The organism is Peredibacter sp. HCB2-198, assembly GCF_045999315.1.
Lineage (GTDB): Bacteria > Bdellovibrionota > Bacteriovoracia > Bacteriovoracales > Bacteriovoracaceae > Peredibacter.
Genome location: NZ_CP174607.1, coordinates 1,728,755 through 1,751,676, shown reverse-complemented (window position 1 = coordinate 1,751,676; position 22,922 = coordinate 1,728,755). Strand labels below are relative to the sequence as shown.

Annotated in this window: 22 protein-coding genes; 11 read left to right on the top strand and 11 right to left on the bottom strand. The window is 42.1% G+C overall.

What is annotated here, in order from left to right:
* Nucleotides 1–2: 2 nt before the first annotated feature.
* Together ACJVC5_RS08680 and ACJVC5_RS08675 are read left to right on the top strand one after the other, a co-directional pair.
* Nucleotides 3–1,241 carry a TolC family protein gene (locus tag ACJVC5_RS08680; RefSeq protein WP_408098979.1) on the top strand — a complete coding sequence of 413 codons (1,239 nt, stop codon included), beginning with the start codon at nucleotides 3–5 and terminating at the stop codon, nucleotides 1,239–1,241.
* Nucleotides 1,238–4,363, top strand: coding sequence for an efflux RND transporter permease subunit (locus tag ACJVC5_RS08675; protein ID WP_408098978.1), 3,126 nt, complete (start codon nucleotides 1,238–1,240; stop codon nucleotides 4,361–4,363). Before ACJVC5_RS08680 ends, ACJVC5_RS08675 begins: the two co-directional genes overlap by 4 nt.
* Before the next feature lie 560 nt (nucleotides 4,364–4,923).
* Here ACJVC5_RS08675 and ACJVC5_RS08670 read toward each other — a convergent pair.
* From ACJVC5_RS08670 to ACJVC5_RS08655, 4 genes are all read right to left on the bottom strand, one after another.
* Entirely contained in the window at nucleotides 4,924–5,121 is a 198-nt protein-coding gene (locus ACJVC5_RS08670) for a hypothetical protein (protein WP_408098977.1), read from the bottom strand.
* Between the two features lie 66 nt (nucleotides 5,122–5,187).
* Nucleotides 5,188–5,850: a Type 1 glutamine amidotransferase-like domain-containing protein gene (locus tag ACJVC5_RS08665; RefSeq protein WP_408098976.1), complete on the bottom strand. Its 663-nt coding sequence runs from the start codon at nucleotides 5,848–5,850 to the stop codon at nucleotides 5,188–5,190.
* A complete protein-coding gene (locus tag ACJVC5_RS08660) occupies nucleotides 5,847–7,682 on the bottom strand; it encodes a hypothetical protein (RefSeq protein WP_408098975.1) in 1,836 nt (611 codons plus the stop codon). Before ACJVC5_RS08660 ends, ACJVC5_RS08665 begins: the two co-directional genes overlap by 4 nt.
* Before the next feature lie 109 nt (nucleotides 7,683–7,791).
* On the bottom strand, nucleotides 7,792–8,628 hold the full coding sequence (locus ACJVC5_RS08655) for an alpha/beta hydrolase (protein ID WP_408098974.1): 837 nt from the start codon (nucleotides 8,626–8,628) through the stop codon (nucleotides 7,792–7,794).
* 92 nt (nucleotides 8,629–8,720) lie between these two features.
* Here ACJVC5_RS08655 and ACJVC5_RS08650 point away from each other — a divergent pair, with 92 nt between their 5' ends.
* Complete coding sequence (locus ACJVC5_RS08650; RefSeq protein WP_408098973.1) at nucleotides 8,721–8,843, top strand: hypothetical protein; 123 nt, start codon at nucleotides 8,721–8,723, stop codon at nucleotides 8,841–8,843.
* Here the strand turns inward: ACJVC5_RS08650 and ACJVC5_RS08645 are convergent, their stop codons facing one another.
* Genes ACJVC5_RS08645 through ACJVC5_RS08635 form a run of 3 tightly spaced genes read right to left on the bottom strand, consistent with a single transcriptional unit; the run spans nucleotide 8,844 to nucleotide 11,860 of the window.
* Nucleotides 8,844–9,527, bottom strand: a complete 684-nt coding sequence (locus ACJVC5_RS08645; RefSeq protein ID WP_408098972.1) for a M15 family metallopeptidase — start codon at nucleotides 9,525–9,527, stop codon at nucleotides 8,844–8,846.
* Entirely contained in the window at nucleotides 9,485–11,362 is a 1,878-nt protein-coding gene (locus tag ACJVC5_RS08640; RefSeq protein WP_408098971.1) for a DUF4105 domain-containing protein, read from the bottom strand. Before ACJVC5_RS08640 ends, ACJVC5_RS08645 begins: the two co-directional genes overlap by 43 nt.
* 36 nt (nucleotides 11,363–11,398) lie before the next feature.
* Nucleotides 11,399–11,860, bottom strand: coding sequence for a DUF3015 family protein (locus ACJVC5_RS08635; protein WP_408098970.1), 462 nt, complete (start codon nucleotides 11,858–11,860; stop codon nucleotides 11,399–11,401).
* A 195-nt stretch (nucleotides 11,861–12,055) separates the two neighbouring features.
* Here ACJVC5_RS08635 and ACJVC5_RS08630 point away from each other — a divergent pair, with 195 nt between their 5' ends.
* Nucleotides 12,056–12,697, top strand: a complete 642-nt coding sequence (locus ACJVC5_RS08630; RefSeq protein WP_408098969.1) for a hypothetical protein — start codon at nucleotides 12,056–12,058, stop codon at nucleotides 12,695–12,697.
* Here the strand turns inward: ACJVC5_RS08630 and ACJVC5_RS08625 are convergent.
* Together ACJVC5_RS08625 and ACJVC5_RS08620 are read right to left on the bottom strand one after the other, a co-directional pair.
* Entirely contained in the window at nucleotides 12,694–13,224 is a 531-nt protein-coding gene (locus tag ACJVC5_RS08625; RefSeq protein WP_408098968.1) for a hypothetical protein, read from the bottom strand. The genes ACJVC5_RS08630 and ACJVC5_RS08625 overlap by 4 nt on opposite strands.
* A 55-nt stretch (nucleotides 13,225–13,279) precedes the next feature.
* Nucleotides 13,280–13,558 (bottom strand): hypothetical protein, encoded by a 279-nt coding sequence (locus ACJVC5_RS08620; RefSeq protein WP_408098967.1) that lies wholly within the window; start codon nucleotides 13,556–13,558, stop codon nucleotides 13,280–13,282.
* 126 nt (nucleotides 13,559–13,684) lie between these two features.
* On the opposite strand from ACJVC5_RS08620, the gene ACJVC5_RS08615 reads away from it, so the two are divergent.
* From ACJVC5_RS08615 to ACJVC5_RS08585, 7 genes are all read left to right on the top strand, one after another.
* Nucleotides 13,685–14,308: an alpha/beta hydrolase gene (locus ACJVC5_RS08615; RefSeq protein WP_408099230.1), complete on the top strand. Its 624-nt coding sequence runs from the start codon at nucleotides 13,685–13,687 to the stop codon at nucleotides 14,306–14,308.
* Nucleotides 14,289–14,801, top strand: coding sequence for an NUDIX hydrolase (locus tag ACJVC5_RS08610; protein ID WP_408098966.1), 513 nt, complete (start codon nucleotides 14,289–14,291; stop codon nucleotides 14,799–14,801). The genes ACJVC5_RS08615 and ACJVC5_RS08610 overlap by 20 nt, the downstream gene beginning before the upstream one ends.
* Nucleotides 14,802–14,908: 107 nt before the next feature.
* Entirely contained in the window at nucleotides 14,909–15,115 is a 207-nt protein-coding gene (locus tag ACJVC5_RS08605) for a (2Fe-2S)-binding protein (RefSeq protein ID WP_408098964.1), read from the top strand.
* A gap of 73 nt (nucleotides 15,116–15,188) precedes the next feature.
* A complete protein-coding gene (gene bfr / locus ACJVC5_RS08600; protein ID WP_408098963.1) occupies nucleotides 15,189–15,677 on the top strand; it encodes a bacterioferritin in 489 nt (162 codons plus the stop codon).
* Between the two features lie 33 nt (nucleotides 15,678–15,710).
* A complete protein-coding gene (locus tag ACJVC5_RS08595; protein WP_408098962.1) occupies nucleotides 15,711–16,121 on the top strand; it encodes a secondary thiamine-phosphate synthase enzyme YjbQ in 411 nt (136 codons plus the stop codon).
* Between the two features lie 17 nt (nucleotides 16,122–16,138).
* On the top strand, nucleotides 16,139–16,636 hold the full coding sequence (locus ACJVC5_RS08590; protein WP_408098961.1) for a hypothetical protein: 498 nt from the start codon (nucleotides 16,139–16,141) through the stop codon (nucleotides 16,634–16,636).
* Entirely contained in the window at nucleotides 16,633–17,601 is a 969-nt protein-coding gene (locus ACJVC5_RS08585) for a tRNA dihydrouridine synthase (RefSeq protein WP_408099229.1), read from the top strand. The genes ACJVC5_RS08590 and ACJVC5_RS08585 overlap by 4 nt, the downstream gene beginning before the upstream one ends.
* Here ACJVC5_RS08585 and ACJVC5_RS08580 read toward each other — a convergent pair.
* Nucleotides 17,598–21,134, bottom strand: coding sequence for a hypothetical protein (locus tag ACJVC5_RS08580; protein WP_408098960.1), 3,537 nt, complete (start codon nucleotides 21,132–21,134; stop codon nucleotides 17,598–17,600). The two genes, ACJVC5_RS08585 and ACJVC5_RS08580, sit on opposite strands and share 4 nt — an antisense overlap.
* Nucleotides 21,135–21,249: 115 nt before the next feature.
* Nucleotides 21,250–22,911 carry a BspA family leucine-rich repeat surface protein gene (locus tag ACJVC5_RS08575; RefSeq protein ID WP_408098959.1) on the bottom strand — a complete coding sequence of 554 codons (1,662 nt, stop codon included), beginning with the start codon at nucleotides 22,909–22,911 and terminating at the stop codon, nucleotides 21,250–21,252.
* Nucleotides 22,912–22,922: the final 11 nt, after the last annotated feature.

The window sequence follows — 22,922 nt, the reverse complement described above, 5'->3', positions numbered from 1 at the left end:
GCATGCTGATTTTTTTACTCTCAATCCTGTCTTTAATGGCCTTCGGTGAGACTTGCACCGAAACACTTACTATTGGGGAGATTCTTAATCGTTCAATCACTCATAGCATTGATATTAATCTCAAAACCGACGAAATCGACATCATCCGAGGACATATTATAGATGCTGAAAAAATCTATAACCCCGAACTTGAACACTTTACCACAGATGGAAAGCAACAAGGGAAAACCACCATCGCCAGCGAAACAAGACTTTGGTTTAACTTCCAGCTAGGGAATAAGCGTAAATATAAGGGAGAAGTGTTCAGGACCCAAAAAGACATTACAAAAGCAGAATTGGAATACATGCGGCTCGTTTTGAAGAAAGAATTATTTCTCGCTTTTATTCGAAATAAACAAATCCTGAATTACTACACTCGAATTGACAATATTCACAATCTTATCGAGTCCTTTATTAATCGTTACCAAAGCATCAAGTTTCTCACCCCTGAACAAAAAATTGAGAAGAACTCCCTAGAGATCTCAGTTGTGAACCTTGATCTTCATAAAGCAGAACTGAAAAATGAGATCGAACTCATTGGCCGATTCTTTCAAAGAATGATTCGTTCAGAATGTGAAATCACTCTCAAAATAAATAATCCTACTAATCATAATGAATGGCCCGAGATACAAAGCAAGACCTACAAAGGAGAAAACTCTCTCGAACTTAAACTCGCCGATCTCGCTCTCTCTAAGAGTAAGTTTGAACTTAAGAGAGAGGAGGCCATGGTTTGGCCTGATTTAAAAATCGGTCCGATGTGGCAATTTAATCGTCTTGGAAGTCTCGACTACAATCTCTATGGCGTAGGACTCATCTTTCCTATTCCGAGCTTCAATCTCAATCAGGGTATGAAACAAGCAAGTCGAGCTTCTATTACTCGGAACCAAAAACGATATGACTACATGTTGGAACAAAAAAGAAAAGAGTTTGACTTCAGAGTTAAACGCTACACTGATGTTCTGAAAGAAATGAAAGACTACCGAAAATTAAATGAATTCGGCGATATTATCAAAGAAACGCGGAGCCTTTTTAATCGTGGGCTTATCTCCATTCCCATATTTCTGAGTTACAAGAATGAATTCTTGGAAGTTCTTACTCGCTCCCAAAATTTAGAGAACATTCTTGCCCAGCATTTAATGGAGATTTACATCATTAATAACGAACCATTAGAAGAAATAGGAAACTCATACCTCGCCATATGATGAAAACAATCATTCGGTTTTCGGTTCAAAATAGTGTCCTGGTTCTTTTCTTCACCGTAGTCGTGAGTCTCTATGGTTTATATTGCTTTAAAAAACTTACCATTGATGCAGTTCCTGATACCACCAACGTGCAAGTACAAGTCATCACCCTCGGTGGAGGTCTTTCACCGGAAGAAATTGAGCGTCAGATAACCTTTCCCATTGAACAGGCCCTAAATGGAATTAAAGGCATTGAAGAAGTGCGCTCCATTTCACGCTTCGGTCTTTCCCACATTACCGTCATTTTTTCCGAAGAAACCAAAATTCTGGACGCCCGTCAGCTTATCTCCGAAAGAATCTTAAATGTAGAAGAGACCTTCAAAGGGAAGTTTAAAGTCTTCATGGGTCCCATTGTAACGGGCCTTGGTGACATTTATCACTATGCTCTCCTCCCGAAGGACAATCACAAGAAAATGACTCTAGAAGACGCCATGGAAATCCGTTCTCTCCAAGAATGGGTGGTAAGACCACGTCTCCTGCGTGAAAAGGGTGTGGCCGAAGTCAATACCCTGGGTCTTTATCAGAAGCAGTATTACGTCATTCCAGATCTTCAAAAGATGCATTTAAGAGGCGTTGCTGTCAGAGAGATAATCGAAGCTCTTGAAGAAAACAACTACAACGTTGGAGGAAGCTATTTCGAGGAGAAAGACTCACAGATTCTCATCCAAGGTGTTGGTCTATTAAGGAACCTGGAAGACATTGGAGAAGTTCCCATCAAGATGTCTAAAAATCTGGGAGCTATTCTCATTAAAGATGTGGCCGAAACACGTCTGGATAAAAGTTTAATCGTTGGGTCTTCCACGCTGAATGGACAGATGGCCCTCATTGGAAGTCCCTTGATGCTTGCAGGCGATAACTCTCGAGAAGTCGCGGTGAGGCTTGATAAAACCGTTAAAGAGATCAACGAGACCATGCTCAAAGACCATGTGATTGTTCCTCTCTATAATCGCGCCGAACTTGTTAATAAAACATTAGGGACCGTTGAACACAATCTCTTCTTAGGGTGCGGGCTCGTTATTTTAGTTCTTCTTTTACTTATTGGCGATTTGCGAGCGAGTCTCGTCACAGCCCTCATGATCCCGGTGAGCCTTCTTATCACTTTTATCATCATGACCCACACAAAGCTCTCGGGAAACCTTATGAGTCTTGGGGCCCTTGATTTTGGGGTGATCATTGATGCTGTAGTCGTCGTGATTGATAACTGTCTTCGCCATATTTCGGCCAAGAAGAAGGAAAAAGGATTTAGACTCTCTAAAGCAGAGATCAGAGAAACCGTCATTGATGCCACTGCAGAAATCATGTCGGCCGCGGGCCTTGGCCGAATTATTATTATCCTGGTGTTTGTTCCGCTTCTTCTCCTCACTGGGGTCGAAGGAAAAATGTTTGCTCCCATGGCAAAGACCTTTATCTATGCTCTAGTGGCAGTCTTCGTGCTTTCTTTTACGACGGTCCCTGCTTTGGCCGCGAAGGTCTTAAAAGGAGACTATGAAGAGAAGACGCCATTTATCATGCGGTATTTTGAAAAGGCCTATTTTCCATTTCTTAAGTGGTCCATGAATCGTTTTTGGGGTCTCACGATCTTTTCTGTTGGAATCTTAGGTGTGTCTTTTTACCTCTTCTCTACACTGGGTGGGGAATTTATCCCTCGTCTCGATGAAGGAAGTGCTGCTATTCGAGTCGTGAGAAAGGCGGATATTGCTCCTTCATTTGTGGTGTCCGAGCAAGAACGACTCGAGAACGAAATTCTAAAAATCCCAGAGGTAAAACACACCTTCTCGCGAATCGGTACTGCAGAGGTACCAGATGATCCAAACGGCATGAACTTTTCGGATATGTTTGTGGAGTTTAGGCCAGAGAAGGAATGGCGAGAGGGTATCACAAGACCACTTCTTAAAGACGAGATTTTAAAACAACTAAAAAAGAAACCCAACGGTGCTGTCTTTATGATGGGACAACCAATTGAGATGAGAACCAATGAACTCTTGGAGGGAACTCGCTCAGATATCTCTCTTAAAATTTTTGGAGAGGATTTGAACGTCGTTACAGAAACAGCACAAAAGCTTAAAAGTGTGATTGAAAAAGTTCGGGGCTCTCAAGATGTTGAGTTAGATGTTCAAGGGAAGAATAAACTTTTAAAGATCTCCCCTAAGGTCGAAATGCGCCGAAACATGGCCTATGGAAACAATGATATTCTTGATACGGTTCAATTCATTATGGGTGGTAAAGAAGTAGGAAAAATTTTTGAAGATATTCGAAGCTATCCGCTGGTTGTGAGAATGGATAATAAGGAAAGGGCCAACCTAGAAAGGATTAAAGAGATTCCTGTGAATGTAAATGATGGACTTAATATTAAGCTTCATCAGATTGCAGATTTAGAAATTAAAGACGCCATTAGTGTGGTCACAAGAGAAAATTCCCGTCGACGTGTGGCACTTCTTATCAATGTAAAAAATCGTGATATTGAATCCTACGTGAAAGAGGCCGCGGCCAAAGTTCAAAAAGAAGTAAAACTTCCACCAGGAACGACTCTTGAATGGGGAGGAAATTTCAAGAACCTTCAAAATGCTAAAAGCCGTTTATTCATCATTCTTCCGATTACTCTTCTCGTGGTTTTTCTTCTGATTTACTATGCGTTTTTTAATTGGGCTCTTTCGCTTCTTATTTTTGCCTGTATTCCTTTTGCATGGGTGGGAGGCATTCTCATGCTTTGGGGAAGTGGACTTCCGTTTAGTATTTCGGCGGGAGTCGGGTTTATTGCTCTCTCAGGAATTGCAGTCGTAAATGGGATGGTACTCATCACTTACTTTAATAATCTAAGGTATCATCACAAAACTGGTGATGAGTTGATTTTAACTGGTGTGAAATTACGAATTAGACCAGTTCTGATGACCGCCCTGACTGATATCTTTGGATTTCTTCCCATGGCATTTTCTGGTGGCCTAGGCTCAGAGGTTCAGAGACCTCTAGCATTGGTTGTTATTGGAGGGGTGATAACTTCTACTCTGCTAACTCTAATATTCTTGCCAGCGCTTTATAGGTATTTTGAAGAGAAGATAGGGCTTGGGAAGCCGATGAAGCATTAATTCAAAATTCTATTCATCTTTACAATAGCACTTTCGTTGCATTAAAAAAGTGTTAGATAGAGATTTGAATGAAAATCTCCCTTAAATTTTCAAACAACTTGATTCTTTTCAAATCATTCATCATTATTCGTACCAATTTTTCGTAATAATCTCCATCAATTGCATTTAGATCTCGAATCATGAAGATCTTTTAGACGAGGACTGTTCATGTACTTAGGAAAGAAATTAAAAGAAAGCTTATGAGCATAAAAATACCCACCAGAATCCAATCTTTAACACTGAATTCACGAAGTCTCTGACTCAAAGTCTGCTTTTCTTTTCTCGTCACCCAAGCATAGATGATAATAACCAGGAGAACTAAAAGCTTCAAAAAAACGTTCGCATTCATCACTGAACCTTTACTTAAATGAACAAACTCCAGGTTGATTAGTCAAAGGCTTGAGCGTAGGGACATGCCCCAATTTATCCTCTAAACATTTAGTCCAATCGGGATTTGTATTTTTAGAATAGTATTCAATTTGATTTCCGTAGTTTTGTGTCACCCGAACTTTATGAGTAGTTCAGCCTGCTATAAAAAACCCTATTCCAAGACATCCCAAGATGAAATAGAAACCACTTGGCCCAGTCAATAATTCCTCAAAAATGATTGCCCATGCTGGACGTATCTTGGTCTTTAAGGCTTCACTTATTCTTTGAATATGATTTTTCAAAAGAAAAATTGAAAGAACTATCAATCCGATTCCAAATAATTTACCCATTATTGAATTATACAAAGCTTTGGATTTTTTATTTTCTAATTATTCTTAAGGCTTCTTCGAACTTGGCTAATTAATCACAAATTTATGCCCTTCCGAAAAGGCATAACATTTCCCCACAAATCTAATCTCTGTCCCATCAACCACAATCCCTGCCCCATCTGGACAAGCGTAGATGACTTTCTTGTGGGTCTTTGAATATTTTTTAAAGGCAGCATCATAGCGAGAAGAGTTCTTAAAATGCGGAAAGAAATAAAAGTCCACCAATCCCATAGATGATAGATTTTTAATCTTCACACTGTTCTCATCACGATCAAATTCCGGATAAGCGGCCATATTAATGGTCTCGGTCATCATGATTGCACCGGCCGAGAGACCAGTCAGGACTCCGCCCCTCTCTGCAAACTCACGAAGCTTTGGAAGAAGCTTTGCTTTACGAAGACTATTTAAGAAATAGAACGTGTTTCCGCCGGCCATATGAATGGCATCACTCCGAAGAACTTCTTGAAGCATGATGCGATCGAAGGGCACATCCACCGGGAAGTGAATGAAACGAGAGATCTTATACTTTGAATAGTGCTTAACAAAGACCTTGAACTCTTGTTCTGACAAATATGAAGAAGACGGAATAAACGTCACTACCGGATTTTTCTTTCCGATGAGCTGAACGAAATCCTTATCTAACTGGCGATTGTCTTTATCGTCTCCGCCGCTATAGAAGACTAGCTTCATAGCCCCTCACGGCACTCTCGAACAATAGAGTATAAACCCTGCATGATGTTCTTGTGCCGTGGGGGAATTTCATTGGAAACGGTTTTTTGATCCGGGTCCAGGTTTTGGTAAGAAGAGAATTGCTGTGCAAGCTGATATAACTCTTCCGCACCTAGTTTGGGACGGAGCTTTTGAACTTTTTGGACAATGAATGTAATCGAGTCACCAGTCACTCTGTCATACTTATTAATGACAGATGAACGCATCGTAAGCTCCAGTAGAAGCTGAGTGCGAGTCAGACCGGTCTCTTTTTGAACGGCGGCAAGCAGGGCCATATAAGCAGTCTGAAATTTATTAATCTGTTTTCTACGAACTTCAGTTAGTTTTAGATCACTCTTCTTAGCGTACGAAGACTTAATCACTTCAATAAAATCTTCATCATTGAGCATCCCCTCTTTCGTCAGATACAACTGAGGCATCTCACGCAGGATATCTCTCATACAGAAAAGAGCGTCACGGTTAATACCATCTGGAACTTTGTACATTCCGCGCTTAGATTTCGATCTCTCGAAATAACTAAACGGCTTACGGAACTTCGTCACCAGATGTCTATGATTCTTCATCAGAAAGTCCTGATGATTCTTCTTAAATCCAATTTTTTGAACAAGGTTGCGATCTTTACATTCGTGGAAATGCTTATCAAAAAGCTTCAACACATCATGGTGTCTGAATTCAGAAAGCGAACGCTTTTTACCTGTCGTCAGGAAGTCAGCAATCTGTGCGAAACACTGAACGATGTAACGGGCCTTCTGCTTCTGCTCTAAAATCGTGGTCGAATATCTCTGCACATCATCATAACGATATTCAGCGTGGAAAAGTCCAAACTGACGAATGGAACCGTAATCAATGATCCCACCATCCATCAGGATGTTATCGCCGTCCCAGTCTAACCAACAGAAGATATATTCATCTTCAAATTTCGCCGCCACGGCAGCAAAATCACGGGCCACTTGATTTGCGAGATAGAAATACTTTTCTTTATTGTTCTTGAACGTCGTCTGAGACCAAGCTTTGTTCTCAATCTGGCGTTCAATATAGTAGTCAGCGACTTGCTTTAAAGTCGCAAGATTCCCTTGCTTCAAATGTCCAAAGAAGTGACTTGGACGCATAAGATTTGGATTAGCGCGAACGTTAATCGCTAGACCTTTATCAAACTCAATAATTGCCAGCACACGCTCAGTTTTAAAACCGTTCTTCCCCAACACTTCAGAGAAGAAAAGCGTCTCAAGACCCTCTCCTACTTCTGAAAGTCCGCATCCGTATGAAATCGACGGATCACCTGTCTGATAGAAGATCTTATTGATGTTACAGGCCGGAGAAAGTTTCGTTGCCCCAGTTCCACAACTTGAGACGTCCCAAGTAATGCCGTTGCCACGAAAATGACCGTTCCAAATCGAACGACCGTCCCCTGAAGTGCGCCCCGTTTTATCAGGGTGTTGCAACTGCAAGTAGCGAGTGGCCATATAAGTATGAGGATGGATTTCATCCTGTGGGAACTTGATCTTGTTCATCTCATCATATTCATTGATGATCACAAGGCTAAAGGTTTCCAGGATTTCTTTTTCTAATTCAGGATTTAATTTTGTTTCGTGAGATTTTGGGAGAAGTCCCATTTCTTTAGCGAGGTCGAAGTTGAAGAAAGTGACTTTGCCACCTTTCTTATAACGGGCCTTGTATTCTACTCTTCCGCCAGGAACCTGATCCTTAAAAGGATGTTGACCATTAATACGTCCAAAAGCTGAGTAGGCTCGTTTACCGACTTCATCTGTCGGGCTCTTCTTGACTTGGTTCATTTGGTTTTATCAATCCTCGATAAAGTTCCTAAACAAAAATCTTATGTAAATTATAGGACCTATATCAAAGCTTGACAAAAAAATGTGTGAACTAGGCAAATAGTGCTAATTACCGAGGAACACTATCAACTAAGTCCAAAAACTTTTGGCGGTAAATATTCCCATCATGATGATAAGCATCGATGTGGGTTCCATTTGGCATTTTCCATAGCCACTTCTCTTTACTCGCAATGCCTTTATAAATTTGCTTACCAAATTTTGGAGGCACCACCTGATCTTTCATTCCAACGATGACGAGTGTGGGTTTTGTAATCTTATCGAAGACTTTGTCGGCCGCATAAGCATCAGAGACGAGCACATAGGCCAGTGGGCTAATGGGTAGCAAAAACCATCGCGACTTTAATTTATCAAAAGCAATATCTTGGTAGGACGAGAAGGCCGAATCCATGACAATCAGAGAAATATCATCGTAGTGCTGATAGTCTGGAATCGCGCGAAGAGAGATGGCGCCACCAGTACTTTGGCCATAGATGACAAACTTTCCATTGCCGTGCTTCTGGTTAAACTCCCGGGCCTTATCAAAAGCGGCCAGTGCGTCCTTATAGATTCCGGCCTGTGACGACTTCCCTTCCGACTTCGCATAACCACGGTAATCAAAGGTAAAAAGGTTGTAACCTTTCTCTATCACCCAGATAAGACTGAAAAAATGGGTAGAAATGTTTTGTGCGTTCCCATGGAACTGAACAATGGTCCCCTTCGGTTTATCCGTCCTGGCCGGAAAAAACCAGCCATGAAGTTTGGTCCCGTCGCTCGCTTTAAAGTACACGTCTTCATACTTAAGTTTAAATTGGGCCGGATCAACAAAGTGTTGTGGTGACGGCTGATAGAAAACGTGAGAACAACTCTGAAGGAATAAAATCGCCAAGAAAAAAATACAAGCGCGCATGGATTTCCTCTTCATCAAATCTTAACTGAGTTAACTTAAACCGAAAATTTCTCTTACTTATTCTCAGGCATAATGAACGCAAAGGAAAGAATATGAAAATTCTCGCTCGCTTGAGTCTGCTCCTCATCAGCCCTTACCTCGTAGTGGTCTACTGGAGAAATTCCTACAAGAAGCTAGGGAATCTTCATACTCAATACGAATTGAATTACGATTAATTATTCGACGTCAAAGTCGAAACTCTCTTCAGGATGTGGCTCAGGTTTAAAAGAATAATGCCACCATTCCTGTGAAAAGTTCTTAAAGCCCTTACTTTCCATCAGTTCTTTCAATAGCATACGATTCTTTTTCTGCTCTTCCGTGATGTTTTTACTATCGGTATTTGATCGCTCATCAAAGAAATCAAAGTGTGAACCCATATCGAGTTCTTTACCGGTTTTAAGATCCACTAAGGTCAGATCGACCGCGGCCCCACGGGAGTGACTGGATTGTTTAGCGATAAAGCCCTTCTCAAAAAGGTCTAAGCGAGAGAACGAAGGATAATAATGGGCCTTAATCTCCGGATTCGTTTCCGGACGTTTCGCCCATTCTTGGAAAAACTGCACGGCCTTCACTGGGCGATAGCCATCAAAGATTTTAAGATTATATCCACGGCCTAAGGCAGCTTTTTGAACTTCACTTAAGGCCCGGGCAGGGGCCTTCGCCATATAAGCAGCAGTTTTTTTATAACCTGGAACGACCTCGCCAGTGAAATTCTTCACCGTCGAGTAATCACTCTGAATAATGATATTCGGACAGGCCTCAGAAAGTGAGATGAATTCAGAAGGGATTTTTCCCATAATACAACCAGTCTCTAACATTAGTAGAAATACAGCAAGCCCAACTCTCCACCTGTGACCCATACTCGCTCCTGCTCATAGCCGTTGCCTTTTAAGCTTAAGGATACCGTCTCGCTCAGATGGTGACGAAGTTCCAGTTCGTTATACCATTCATAATCCTGAAACATTTTTTTATGCTCATAGGTATTAAAATGGTAGTAACTTGTGAGCCCTACTAACCATGCGTCCGTTGCACGGTATCGGGAAAATAATTTTGGCCCAATTCCAAAGCGGTAATTGTTCGTAAACTGATTCTGAATGTCGATTTCACCATTTACGAGCACCGACATAAAAAGTCTGTCCCGTGAAATCTGAAGACTGTTTCCAATCGACCCCATGACGTAAGCAGCAGGACAATCAAAACACTGAATACGATTTAACTGCTTGACCCCTAAATCCACTTCCCAAGAAGTTGGTGAGGCCCAGAAGTTTTGTTCCGGATAGTTTTTAATATTGAAGATAGTGAAGTCCTGAAAAATAAACTTAGGACTCTTATAGTACCGATCTTGTAGTTTTACATTCAACTTCCCCATCTCAATTTGAGAGGTATTCATGGTGCCTGGAATTGGATCAAGCACGTCATGAAGCGCAGGACGAAATTCAAAGCGAGTGAACTTTCCTACTTGATCCGTATAACCTTCCGCCAAAACCATACGAGTTGGTGAATGACTTAGGGCCGGATCATCTTTACGAGTGACAGCGGGATCAATCTCATCATGAGTGATCACCGGATTTTTTGCACGGGCCGATAGGATATGCTCTTTCTGGGCCTTGGTCTTAGCATCATCTTGGAGAATTTTTTCAAAGTTATAGTAATCAAAGGCCTCAATCGAAACATCTAAAACGTCCGCTGCCTTCTTATTGTCCATGCCCGCTACGAGAGTCTGAGTTTGCTCAGGCTTTGAAGCAATGTCTTTTGATAACTCTAAATTTTTATCACTTAAATTGGATGAGAGTCTGGTGAGTTTAGAATAAGTTGACTCACGTCTTTGACCTTCTTCAATGAGACCCTCTTTCTTAAGCATTCGAACTGTATCCGCCGGAATCGTGTACCAGTTAAACTGATCCGTTAGATTCGCCTCAGGCACAGCAGCTTCAATGATGCTTAAAAGATGATAAGAGCAGTTTTCATGAAAGTAGAAATAATCAAAATAAGTGTCACCCAATTCCCACACGTGATCCACCATCTCAAGCACCTGAGGCATGGTGAGTTTTAAGTCATAGGCCCAAAGGTCACGGAACTCAACGTTGGTGTACTCACGAATCTTGTAATAGTAAGGAATCGCCGCGAACTTCCCTTCAAAACCACCAAAGAGACCTTTGACAGCATATAAGAATGGATTCTTTTCATTGGCCACGGCCGAGTAGTTAATCCCGTAGTCCAGCATTTCTGTTTCGCGAGGATTATCATAACGACTCAAACGAAGCAAAGTATGACCGAAGGCCGAGTTCGGACTTCCTAAATAGTAAGATGAGAACACAACTGAGGCCCGTTTCGCTGCAAGCTTCGAAAAGAACTCAACATAGTTCTTACATTGCATGATGTCCGCTTTCCACGGCATCCCTAACTGCTGGTTCAACCACTTATAGCGAAGCGGAAAACGACAAATCGGATGATCGTCATTAAGAGCACCAGGAGCACCGAAGAGTTCGATGGCCTTTTCTAGTTCCTTTTGAGGATTAGATTTACCATCTTTGTGCAAAAAGAACTTCGCGCCGTCGGCCTCACTTTCATAAGAACCCGTCCAGGTCTTCTTATAGTGAAGAAGTCTATGCCACTTTTTAGTTTGAGACAGTTCTTTTGGTGTAGGTGCTGCAAAGAGCGCGGTAGAGAATAAAAGAGGAAGAATGAAATACATGGGACCTGCTTTTAAGTGCAGGTCCCATTATAGAAATTAGATCTGAGTATTACAAGTAGAAGCAGCAACACCGTTGATGTTGTGAGTGATTTCTGCAGAAGTAGAGTTAGCTGAAGTAAAGATTGTAGAATAGTTAGACTTCAGAGCTTGGCCGAACTGAGCAGCGTTTGTACAACCGTAAACTTTAGAAAGACCTACGATTGTTTCACCGTTACCACGAGCGATATCGTTAGCAAGAGCAACTTTGTTAGCTTCAACATAAGCTTCTGCTTGACCAACTTTTAGAGGAGCTGGTGAATCACAGTTAGAAGTACCAAGTGTGATACCGATAGTTTGAACACCTGTACCGTTTGTTGTAGCAGCTAGAACCTGCTTCCACCAAGTTTGGTCACCTTCGAAAATCATAGAACCAAGACCACAACCAGCTGAGCCGTATTTAGCAGCAAAAGCAGAAGAAGTCATAAGAGCAACCGCAACAACAACTAATAGTTTTTTCATTCCTTCACTCCATTGTTAAAGGTTTAGTTGTAAAAACAATAATCAATCTAATCCATTATCTAAGGTTGCGAATTTAGTTCAACTGGAAATTTCTTAAGAGTTTCTTTCCTGACTTTTTTACTTCGCACATTTTTAAGCTCTGAAGTGTTACTTCCTGGCAAAAAGCATTTATTCCAGTAGGACCAAGGAGCTTTGATGAAAAAGTTTTGGTTGGTCTTACTACTGATACTCTCCTTTCCTCTTCTGGCCCGCGAACCGCGGCATATGATCACCTTCGGTTCCCAAGGTTTAGGGTGGCTCGGATCTGCGGAAAAAATGGAAACTCGTTCCTCCTCTCCTTTTAAAAGCGTGGATTACTTTTTAAGTAATCTCGCCATCAACTATGCTTATCGTCTGTATCCTCGCTTCCAAATTGGTGCTTTCTATGAAGGCGTTCACACTGAATATAAATTTCATCGCAGGGGCGGTTCTACTTCTTCTCAAGAAACTGAAATCAACACGCTGGGGATTTTTCTTCTTTATAACTTTCATGATGATATTCATAACGCCTACTACATTGGTGCGAGTGCTAGCAACAATTCCCGCGCTGAAGAGATATCGCACGATTTTACGGATGCTGAAGGGAAGGCCCCGATTGAATTGGATGACACAAATCAAATCTATGAATTACTTTTTGGGAAACGAATACCAGTCGTGATGATGGGCTTTGAGAATCTATCATTTTCTCCACAAGTTCGTGCTTTTTATAAAACTCATGGAAAGGATTTTAATGATCAGGACGTGAAGTACGGACTGGGTTTTACGATTATCCCAGTCCGTTTCGATTTATTGTTCTAGTTATCTTTAAAGTGATTGATCGTGAGGTAAGTCAGACGAAGGCGTTTTTCAATTGTTTCATCTAACATTAAAAGAAGGTCTTCTAGTTCAAAAGTAAGCCCAAGATCACAAACGAATTTATCGGCCGCTACTTCGGCCATCAGAGGATCATGATCTTTATTACCTTCATGCTCATAAAGAACGAAAGCAACTTCATGGGCAAGATAAGCGACCGCTGCGCGCTTATCGCTTTTCAGGAGCTTTTGAAACTCAGGAAATACTATAATGGTATTAGCGAGAACCATCCCCTTACGGTGATGCTCTTTCATGGCGTAGCTTGGTATGAATTCCACTGGGTACTTTGTCATCATCGCTTCAAGAATCCCTGATGGGAGAAGCGAGAACAATTTATCAAAGTGGCCACGACAATCAGTTTCAAGGATCCACTGATGTTCCGGTAGCGAATAAAAATATGTGGTGAAGTTTTTACGGATTTGAGCTTTGTTAGAGCGATCAGTGCTAAAAAATTTTTGAATCAGATTCATCATGACGTTTACCTCTCACCAATCTTTTCGGCGAGAGGCAAAGTCACTGTAGAAATATTTATTGAAAAGGTTGCTCGTCAGAATCTACCATCAGGTTTACTGGACCTTGGTACTTCTCTCCGATAATGCTCAGAAGCTCATCAGGAATCTTTGAAGCACGGTATTTCTTGCCGTTTGTCGTTCTGATCCAAAAGCCATTCAAGATCTTATCAGGTCTTGAGATACGAATGGGCTTAATCGAAATGATATGATCAAGATTAAATAACACTTCAATCTCTTCTGCTTCCTGGCCCTGCGCCGGCTTAGTAGGAAAGATTGTGAACTTACGAAACTTCATAGAGACTCCTTAAACCAATGGCGCTATTTTATAGTGGATTAAACAGCTTTGGATTTTAAGGGTAACTTTTTGAAAATTTTACAGGAAACTTCAGAACAGCGCTGGCAATTTACCTCCTTCGCCCAGATGGACGGAGTAGTTAGAAGAGTGGAAAATCCAACCCAGGTTTTTCTGCTCTTGCACGGACTTCAGGAGCGAGGGAAGCGTATTTTCCGTAAGTTACTTCCCTATTTGCCTCAGAACTCTCTGGTCATCGCGCCAAATGGTCCCTTTCCCCTCCCGAGGGTGAAGGAAGGACGCATGAGTTACGGTCACTCTTGGTACTTTTATGATAAGTTTGAGCAGAAGTATTTTTTGAACCAAGACCTCGCCAAGTTTTGGCTTCGTGACCTACTTGAAATGGAGAATCCTAAGAAACTTCCACTTACCATTATTGGATTTTCTCAGGGTGGATATCTTGCTCCCCTAGTTGGAAAAGAAATCAAAGAAACTGAACTAGTGATTGGTCTTAGTTGTGAATTTAGAACCACTCTTATTCATGAACCACTTCCTTTTCCGATGGAAGCGATTCACGGAATGAAAGATGAGATCGTGACAGCGAAAAGCGCTTTAAGCGAAATTGAAAAATTAAAACAAATTGACGTTCATGTTGGTTGGAACGAAGTGGAAGATGCTGCACACGAAATTAATTCCTCAATCGGCAAAGCAGTAGAAACACTCCTGGAGAAGTATGGAAAAAGAAGTTTATAAAGGTCAGATCATTCGAGTTACCGAAGAGAAAATCAACGGCATCGTTTGGGAGCGGGCCTACTTCCCACACGGCGTGATCGTTTTCCCTATTACAAATGATGGCAAAATCATTTTAGTGGAAGAAAAACGACCTCACGAAAATCCACCATTCAGAATTAAGCCCGTCTCAGGAATTCTTGAGCACGATAAAGGCACTCCTGAAGAGAACGCTCAACGTGAAATGCAGGAAGAGATTGGTTACAAGGCCGGTGTTCTTGAACCACTCATGACCCTCCATGGTTCGGGTACGATTAATCACGCTCAGCACTTCTTTATTGCACGAAATTTGATCCACTCTAAGCTTCCTAATCCAGATGGCGAGGACACCATTATGGGGCTTAAGGAATTCACCCTGGATGAGCTCCATGAGGCCATCCTGACCGATAAACTTAAGTGGTCTATGTCCACGCTAGGCATGTTCCGCCTGATTGAAAGGCTTCGGTCTGAGCAGTAACCCTGCGAAATCACGTTTAAACAATCAAACGAATAAATATTTGCTAATACAATTGTTAGATATGCCGAACATGTGTATACTGCGGTCAATAGGAAGGCGCACGCATTATGTACGTTTGTATCTGTAAAGGCATCACTGAAAAGCAAATCCAAGACGCAATTACGTCTCGGAACTCAAATAATCCCAAAGACATTTTGAAGGCCCTCGGCGTTGGATCTGACTGCGGAACCTGCGTTGAAGATGCTGTTACTACCCTACTCGAACACAGCGCTAAATCACCCTACGAAATGAAGGATAGTTCAAACAAAGCTTAGGTCTGTTGAACTTTTTTGATTCTTCAAATCACCTCTTCTACAATGAAATTAATTACAACTCTTCGAGGTGATTATGAAAGGTTCTCCTGCAATTATTGACGCTCTTAATTCGGTTCTTACGAAAGAACTAACGGCCATTAACCAATATTTCCTACATGCTCGTATGCTTCAGAACTGGGGCCTCGAGAGAATTGGAAAACTAGAATATGCGGCCTCAATTGATGAAATGAAGCACGCTGATATGGTGATCAAGCGTATTCTATTCTTAGAAGGTCTTCCTAACCTTCAAAAGCTTAATAAACTTCGTGTTGGTACTGACATTGTTGAAGTGATCAATGCTGACCTTGAAGTTGAGTATGAAGCAGTTCCTCATCTAAAAAAATGTATCCAGCAAGCTGAGTCTGAACACGACTACGCTACTCGTGATCTTTTCCTTTCCATCCTTAAGTCAGAAGAACATCACATTGACTGGCTTGAAACTCAACGTGACCTTATTAAGGCCGTTGGCGTTCAGAATTATATGCAGTCTCAGATGGATCCTGATAAAGGTGCTGAAGATTAATTCCGATAAGGCCCCTATAAGGGGCCTTTTTTTATGACCAAACAATCCTTTCTTACTCTTCCAGTATTTAAAAAAGGTTTCCACATCATCACTGACGAAGTCCTCAAAGCTGTGGGAACTCTCCCTGATGCTGGTCTTCTTCATGTGTTTATTCTGCATACCTCGGCCGGATTAGCGGTCAATGAAAATGCCGACCAAACTGTTCGCCATGATATGGACCGAAGCTTTGATGAACTTGCCCCGGAAAATCAACCTTTCTACCAGCATACGGTAGAAGGTCCCGACGATATGCCCGCCCATATTAAGTCTTTGTTAGTTGGTAGTTCCGTCACCATTCCTATTACCAATGGGAAGCTCAACCTCGGCACCTGGCAGGGAATTTACCTCTGTGAGTTTAGAAAGAATGCCACGCCTCGTAAGTTGGTGATGACGGTTTTAAGTTAGTTTGATACTCCCATGTCATGACCATTCGCCGTCTCATTTATGCTAAGTTTTTAGTCCTCACTAGTTTGTGGTGGGGTTGGACTGTATTGGTAGATTTCTTCATCATTCCTACGGTATTTAAAACCATTGATATTTTTTTTAAGGCCGGCGATTTAGGCATTGCGGTTTTTTCTAAGCTCAACAACCTCGAAGTTTTCGTTGGTTCAGTTTTAGTTGCTCTTCTTGCCTATCAAGTGACCAAAAATAAAAAGGCACTTCCAATTTTAATCATGAGTATTGTGGCATGGTTCATTGCCATGACTTACTTTACGTTTCTGACTCCAAAATTGATTGAGATCACAGAGCTGTGGAAGACCACTGATCTTATGGGTCTCACTGGCGTTGCTGAATATCCTGATCTACAGCAGGCCCACCAGTTTTATCACAGGCTTTATATTGGCACTGATGTTTTCAAATTAGTTCTTTTAACTGTGATGCTCGCTTACGGAATTTGGAAAGAGGAAGAGTGGCGATGAGAAAACTGGCCCCTGTTCCTTACGGTTCCCTCTTCTTCGCTCCGATGGAAGGCATTACGGATGATTCATTTCGTAAGACCATTCAAAAACTTTATCCAGAGTGGGACGTACTCGCTTGTGACTTTTTACGAGTTCCATCTGCAGGAAGATATCCTAACAAGCATCTCATCAAGCACTTCGGGAAAGATCTTTTCGAAATCCCTTGGATTCAAGATAAGACGATGTTTCAGATCCTTACTTCTCATAAGGCCTTTACGGTTGAGATGGTGAAGCAAGTGGAAGATCTTCAGATCCCGTGGATGGACATGAACATTGGTTGTCCTTCTCCTACGGTCTGTAAAAATCGTGGAGGATCATTTCTTCTCACGGATCTTGTTTCGTTAAGAGGACTCGTTCGTTCTATTCGCCAGAACTATACCGGTCGTTTTACCGCGAAGATTCGTATTGGGTATTCAGACACTAATGGTTTTGAAGATTCCATCAAGATGCTCAACGATGAAGGTGTGGAAATGATCACCGTTCATGGACGCACTCGTGATGATATGTACAAGGCCCCTGCTCGTTGGGAGTTCATTCAAAGAGCGGTTGAACTTTCTCAAGTTCCTGTCATTGGTAATGGTGACATTTGGAAAACATCAGACATTGATCGCATGTTAAAAGAGACTGGTTGCCATGGTGTGATGATAGCACGTGGTGCTCTTAAGGCCCCGTGGATTGCGCAAGATTATCGCCGTGGCTATTTTGAACCCACCAAAGAAGAAACCTTTGCGAAGATCAAACACTTCTTCCATGAGTATAGAACTCTCCTGGAGTCAGAGAACATCTCAATGCGTGGATTGTTGAAGCAGAGTAAGTCTGTTTCAAGATTTATGTTGGAAGGGATTGAGGGGTCTGAGCCATTAAGAAGAAGTCTGATTCTTTCGCAAACGGTTCCGGAATTTTTCTCGATTATTGAAAATCTTTAAGGACGAAGCCAGTTTCCCGAAATATGGCCGGCGGCCACACCTATGGTGGCATTATTGGTTGTATTGTTCGTTCCGTAAAATACTTCAGCGTAATCAGTCGTTCCATTAAAATAGACGATCGTATGAATTTGAAGAGCTTGAGTAAAGCTCGCCGTATAGTTAATTAAATGATTTATTGCATGTACGATAGTGCCATTCTTATGTAATTGTACTCCGATTGTACTTCCACCATTACCAACCTGACTCAAATTTAAAGCAACATTGATTTGATAATAGCCCGCCTTAGTAGGCTGCAGTCTACTCGTTGTAGTATCCCAGCTGTTATCTGTATCAAAGTTTTCTGTTTCAAAAAGGACTTTTCTATTGCTTGTTGTTGGTGATGTGGTGGCATTTGTAGCGGAAAAAATAGGCCCAGATGCTGATGAAGTTTGAAGTGTATTATCAGGAAAACGAATTCCATCTGTTCCAGCGGTCCCAGTGATATGAAGCTTGGCAGTTGGGGCGTTTGTACCAATCCCTACCTTTCCTTCTTTATTAATTGCCAGCTCTGTACGACAGACTTCTCCGGGTTCGCATAAGGTATCGTCATTATCATCATCAGTATATTGAACGATCTCCAGACCCGTTCGGTTAACATTTCCGTATTCGTTGGCATTGATAATACTCCACGAGCGATTTGGTATTGCGGCCGCACTATTTTCAGATCTCATCATCATCCCGGACATCTGCCCAACCGAATGAAGTCGAGTTTGAAAACTTGAACCCACCATTTTGATTTCTAATGGGAATATTGGATTCGTAGTCCCAATTCCGACCTTTCCTTCATCTACGAGAAGATTGCCATCCAGTATGTCCAAATTGAGTGTTCGTGCACCTATACCGAATAGATGTAAAGTATTGGAGCCAGTGTTCGCTCCACCATCTAAAACTAAAACAGAATCACCATTGGCAAATCCGTTTCCTGCGTTGTTAGTGTCCGTAGCGACCTGAAGAGAAATATTCCGAGAGGTGCTGTTATCGGTCGCTCGACTTGTTCGAATAGATCCATCAATATCCAAACGAGATTGAGGAGTGCTCGTCCCTACGCCCACATACCCACCGTTATAATAAAGATCAGTTCCGTTCTTGCTCCAGACGCCTGAACTATCAAATGCTGTTTTATTTGCGGCGATTTGGCCTTCAAGTTTTCCAATCGCCTGACTGACTGTATCGGTAACGTTAACGGTTAAAGCAGATCCCGTCGCATAACCACTCATCAATGTGCTCAGAACCTTTGCAGGTGTAAAATACTCATTTGTCCCTTCAGGAACGACAGTGGTGTTAAGTGTTTGCCAGCTCTTGTCCCCTCGCCAGTATTGCAAGTTGGTTCCGGCATTGATGAAATCTTGCTTTGCTGTAAATGAGGCCGCTAGACCATTAATTTTCGTCTGATCAATCGCTGCAGTGGCAGAGATGTCAGCGTTAGTAATGGAACCATCAGCGATTTCCGATGAACCAATTGAACCAGCTCCTCCGCCTGCCATAGTGGCCCATGATAAATTTCCTGCGCCGTCAGTTGTGAGGACTTCGTTATTATTTCCATATGAGGCCGGAAGATTGAAAGTAAGTGTAGTTGAAAGCCCGGCGGGAGCTTGGAGCTCAACATAATTGGCCGTATTTGATTTCATGCGCGCTTTACCAGTAAGCGCAATATTCCCTGCAACTTCCAATTTTTCAGTTGGAGTCGAAGTTCCGATTCCAACATTACCGTTTGAATCAATTCTCATTCTTTGAGCACGTGCAGTGGTTCCAATGGTAGTTGTATCAAAAGTAATGAAACTACCTTGAGCAGTTGTCGTATATGGTTCAGCAGCATAAAGTTGGATCGCCACAGAATTAGTGGAGGCCCAACCAGCATCATTATAACCGGCCCCATAAAGACCTGTCAGTCTATCACCTGTTTGAACGGCCGCAGGAGTTGCGACAGTACCTCGTGCTTTCCTTCCCATGAAATCTGCACCAGAATTGGTGTCGTTATAAAAATCGCCACGAAATATCCCCCCAGTTCCTACTGCATGAACAGCGGTCAGGGGAGTCGAAGTTCCAATACCAATTTTTCCAGTAGTATAATAAATGTCACTGCCGGAAGTAATCCACTGACTCGAGCTCACTCCATTAAACTTTGTGTCCACATAAAGTTTATTGGCCGCATGATCATCAGCAGTTGGATCTGCTAGACCACTGATTCTATTATTTCCCATGGCAAGTGGACCACTCAGGGTGTCCCCACCTTTCAAAACATAATTGCCTTGAGATGTAATAGCAGAGCCCAAGTTTCCACTTAGTTTTTGAATGGCCGTAAGAACAGTATCTGCAGCAGTGATCACTCCTGGAGCTGCTGAGTAGCCTGCGAGATCTGTACCTAATACACGGGGCTCGGTGAAATAGAGATTTGTAGATTCTGTGACTGCAGCTGTATTGAGGGTCTGCCAACTCTTGTCCCCTCTCCAGTATTGATTGTTTGCTCCGGTAGCAATGAAATCTTGTTTCGCGGTAAACGAAGCTGCAAGTCCGTTAATTTTAGACTGATCAATTGCTGCGGCCGCAGAGATATCAGCATTAACAATACTACCATCGCTGATCTTTGTTGAATCAATAGATCCGTTAGCAATATGAGTATTTGTGACAGAGCCTGCGGAAAGAGAAAGTGTTGGCAGAGGAATCACTTCCCACTTTGAGTTCGTCTGATTCCACTGCAAAATATCGCCGTCTTGAATTCCCGCGATATCCACGTCTTCAATTTCAGAAACGGTTGATCCTGTAAGCTTGCCGGCCGTTTTGGTGAGCATGTCCCATGTGTAATCACCAGTCATGGGAACAACTAGACCAGTACGATTATTGAAACGAGAAACCGTGTTCGTTCCAACTGCCAGACGTTCCCAGGTTGTACCATTAAAGATCACCCAGTCGCCCACATCGAGCGAAATGATACCTGAACCTAAATTCTGAGACCCAGCAACGGTCACGATATAATACGTTCCCGTAGCACCACCTAAACTTGAAATGTCAGGTGTATCACTGGCCGCATCGTAACCACCAGCAAAGACCTGGGAGGTAGAAATTGAACCTGGAACCCAAGTTGTTCCATTGAACTGTAAGAACTGACCGGTACTCGCTCCCATGTGATGAAGCTTGGGTGAAGTAACCTGTCCATCTTGTAGTTCAAAACTAATCGGAAAAGTGGCGGCACCATAGGCATTAGAAACAATCAAACTCATGGACTTATGAGCAAGCAGAGTCAAAGCACTTTTGGCGTTCAAAATAAGTTGATTAGAAGACTTAGATTCAATTGTAAAAGTATGATTGGTATCGCCTTCAATTTTGGCGAGATTTACTTCTTGAAGATTTGATCCAGTAATAATGAGCTGATCATTTTCAATTTTAACTTTCGTAACAACAGGTTTATTGCCCTTAATATTCACGACAATGTTGCCACCAAAGTTCTTCACCATATCAACGGGCTGACATGCAGATGCAATCAGCAAACTGATCATAATAAATGAAGTTGTCTTAATAGACTTTGGCGGAGTCCTGCTCACACCTCATTATATTAAGAAATCCTAAAAGACCTTATGGGAGGCAAGTTAGTTCAATATCCGAGTAAATCGCTCACGGTGTACAATTCGCGAAGCTCGGAATTTGAGTCCAGGCAGCGGAGTTTTCAAAACTACTACAAGTGGTCACATTAGGATTTACTGTCCATCCGGTTAAGTTTTGATTGTAGGCCGTGGCATTTTGAAACATTGAACTCATGGTCGTCCCAGAAGAAGTGTTCCATGCAGCAAGAGGTTGATTAAAAGCTGAAGCTCCTGTGAACATAAATCCAAAATTCGTAACACTTGATGTATTCCAGGAACCGATTGGTTGGTTGAAGGACGTGGCGCCTTGGAACATCGAATTCAAAACTGTTGCCGAAGAGGTATTCCAAGTCGAAATGTCCTGATTGAATGCAATCGCAGTTCGGAACATTGACTGAAAAAATTGTACAGAAGAAGTGTTCCAAGTCCCAATTGGTTGGTTGAAAATAGATGCCCCACTGAACATAGAATTCATATCTGTGACTGAAGAAGTGTTCCAAGCACCAAGAGGTTGATTAAATGCTGAAGCTCCATTGAACATTCCGCTCATGTTCGTAACTGCGGACACGTTCCAATTTCCAATAGGCTGATTAAAAGAAGTGGCATTCTGAAACATTGTGCTTAAATTTGTTACACTGCTCGTGATCCAAGAATTAAGGGGTTGATTGAAGGCCACCGCTCCATAGAACATCCCACTCATATTCGTAACAGCTGATGTGTTCCAGGTATCGAGTGGTTGGTTAAAAGCAGAAGCACCACGGAACATAGTGGTCATAAGGGTGACATTAGAAGTGTTCCATGGGCCGATTGGTTGGTTAAAGGACGAGGCTCCATAGAACATAGAAGTCATATAGATAACAGCAGCTGTATTCCAGGAACTAATGTTTTGATTGAATGCTGAAGCTCCATTGAACATGTTGGACATATTCGTAACAGCAGAAGTGTTCCAGGAACTGATATTTTTATTAAACACTGGATTCAAAAAAAACATTCCGCTCATATTTATGGCGGAAGAAGTGTTCCAGGCACCGATATCTTGATTAAAAGCTGTAGTATTACTGAACATTGATGCAAAGTTGGTCACGGCCGAAGTATCCCAGGAACCGATAGGTTGATTGAAAGCATAAGCTGCTGCAAACATCCCGCTCATATCTGTAACAGCTGACGTATCCCAAGAGTTAATATTTTGGTTGAAGTTAGCAGCATCAGCAAACATATAGAACATGCTGGTTACTTTGCTTGTGTCCCAATGACCAATTGAACTGTTAAAATTTGTCGTTTTCCGAAGCATACTTGCCATGCTTACCGGTACTTTAAATACGGGAGCATCGACAGCACTGATTTGTAAATTGGTGCAACCATAAAAGGCCTCGGCCATGCTGGTCCAGCGATTCGAGCCCCACTGAGTGATGTCCAAGAGCTTTTCACGATCGCCTCCGTTATTAAAACGAAGTCTTGTGAAGATACCTTTTAATTTAACAGTATAAGTTCCGGCAGAGGCATAAGTGTGAGTAGCAGCAGCAAGATTGTATGCCGTAATGATTGTCGTCGCTCCATCTCCCCAATCAACCGTAAAGTTATAAGAAGCGCCTACGACCAAAGGTAACTGAATCTGATTACTCGCCGTGATTCCTGGATTATCAGTCTTCCAGATCATAATCATCGGGACATCTGCATTTTGAGGTCTACGCATGCGTGTACCCG

Coding starts and splice junctions, on each gene's coding strand:
- ACJVC5_RS08590 (WP_408098961.1), top strand. CDS start 16,139: ATGACCATTCGCCGTCTCATTTATGCTAAGTTTTTAGTCCTCACTAGT.
- ACJVC5_RS08665 (WP_408098976.1), bottom strand. CDS start 5,850: ATGAAGCTAGTCTTCTATAGCGGCGGAGACGATAAAGACAATCGCCAG.
- ACJVC5_RS08620 (WP_408098967.1), bottom strand. CDS start 13,558: ATGAAGTTTCGTAAGTTCACAATCTTTCCTACTAAGCCGGCGCAGGGC.
- ACJVC5_RS08615 (WP_408099230.1), top strand. CDS start 13,685: ATGGACGGAGTAGTTAGAAGAGTGGAAAATCCAACCCAGGTTTTTCTG.
- ACJVC5_RS08625 (WP_408098968.1), bottom strand. CDS start 13,224: ATGATGAATCTGATTCAAAAATTTTTTAGCACTGATCGCTCTAACAAA.
- ACJVC5_RS08635 (WP_408098970.1), bottom strand. CDS start 11,860: ATGAAAAAACTATTAGTTGTTGTTGCGGTTGCTCTTATGACTTCTTCT.
- ACJVC5_RS08585 (WP_408099229.1), top strand. CDS start 16,633: ATGAGAAAACTGGCCCCTGTTCCTTACGGTTCCCTCTTCTTCGCTCCG.
- ACJVC5_RS08645 (WP_408098972.1), bottom strand. CDS start 9,527: ATGGGTCACAGGTGGAGAGTTGGGCTTGCTGTATTTCTACTAATGTTA.
- ACJVC5_RS08605 (WP_408098964.1), top strand. CDS start 14,909: ATGTACGTTTGTATCTGTAAAGGCATCACTGAAAAGCAAATCCAAGAC.
- ACJVC5_RS08675 (WP_408098978.1), top strand. CDS start 1,238: ATGATGAAAACAATCATTCGGTTTTCGGTTCAAAATAGTGTCCTGGTT.
- ACJVC5_RS08680 (WP_408098979.1), top strand. CDS start 3: ATGCTGATTTTTTTACTCTCAATCCTGTCTTTAATGGCCTTCGGTGAG.
- ACJVC5_RS08640 (WP_408098971.1), bottom strand. CDS start 11,362: ATGTATTTCATTCTTCCTCTTTTATTCTCTACCGCGCTCTTTGCAGCA.
- ACJVC5_RS08650 (WP_408098973.1), top strand. CDS start 8,721: ATGAAAATTCTCGCTCGCTTGAGTCTGCTCCTCATCAGCCCTTACCTC.
- ACJVC5_RS08670 (WP_408098977.1), bottom strand. CDS start 5,121: ATGGGTAAATTATTTGGAATCGGATTGATAGTTCTTTCAATTTTTCTT.
- ACJVC5_RS08655 (WP_408098974.1), bottom strand. CDS start 8,628: ATGCGCGCTTGTATTTTTTTCTTGGCGATTTTATTCCTTCAGAGTTGT.
- bfr (WP_408098963.1), top strand. CDS start 15,189: ATGAAAGGTTCTCCTGCAATTATTGACGCTCTTAATTCGGTTCTTACG.
- ACJVC5_RS08575 (WP_408098959.1), bottom strand. CDS start 22,911: ATGCGTAGACCTCAAAATGCAGATGTCCCGATGATTATGATCTGGAAG.
- ACJVC5_RS08595 (WP_408098962.1), top strand. CDS start 15,711: ATGACCAAACAATCCTTTCTTACTCTTCCAGTATTTAAAAAAGGTTTC.
- ACJVC5_RS08660 (WP_408098975.1), bottom strand. CDS start 7,682: ATGAACCAAGTCAAGAAGAGCCCGACAGATGAAGTCGGTAAACGAGCC.
- ACJVC5_RS08610 (WP_408098966.1), top strand. CDS start 14,289: ATGGAAAAAGAAGTTTATAAAGGTCAGATCATTCGAGTTACCGAAGAG.
- ACJVC5_RS08630 (WP_408098969.1), top strand. CDS start 12,056: ATGAAAAAGTTTTGGTTGGTCTTACTACTGATACTCTCCTTTCCTCTT.
- ACJVC5_RS08580 (WP_408098960.1), bottom strand. CDS start 21,134: ATGATCAGTTTGCTGATTGCATCTGCATGTCAGCCCGTTGATATGGTG.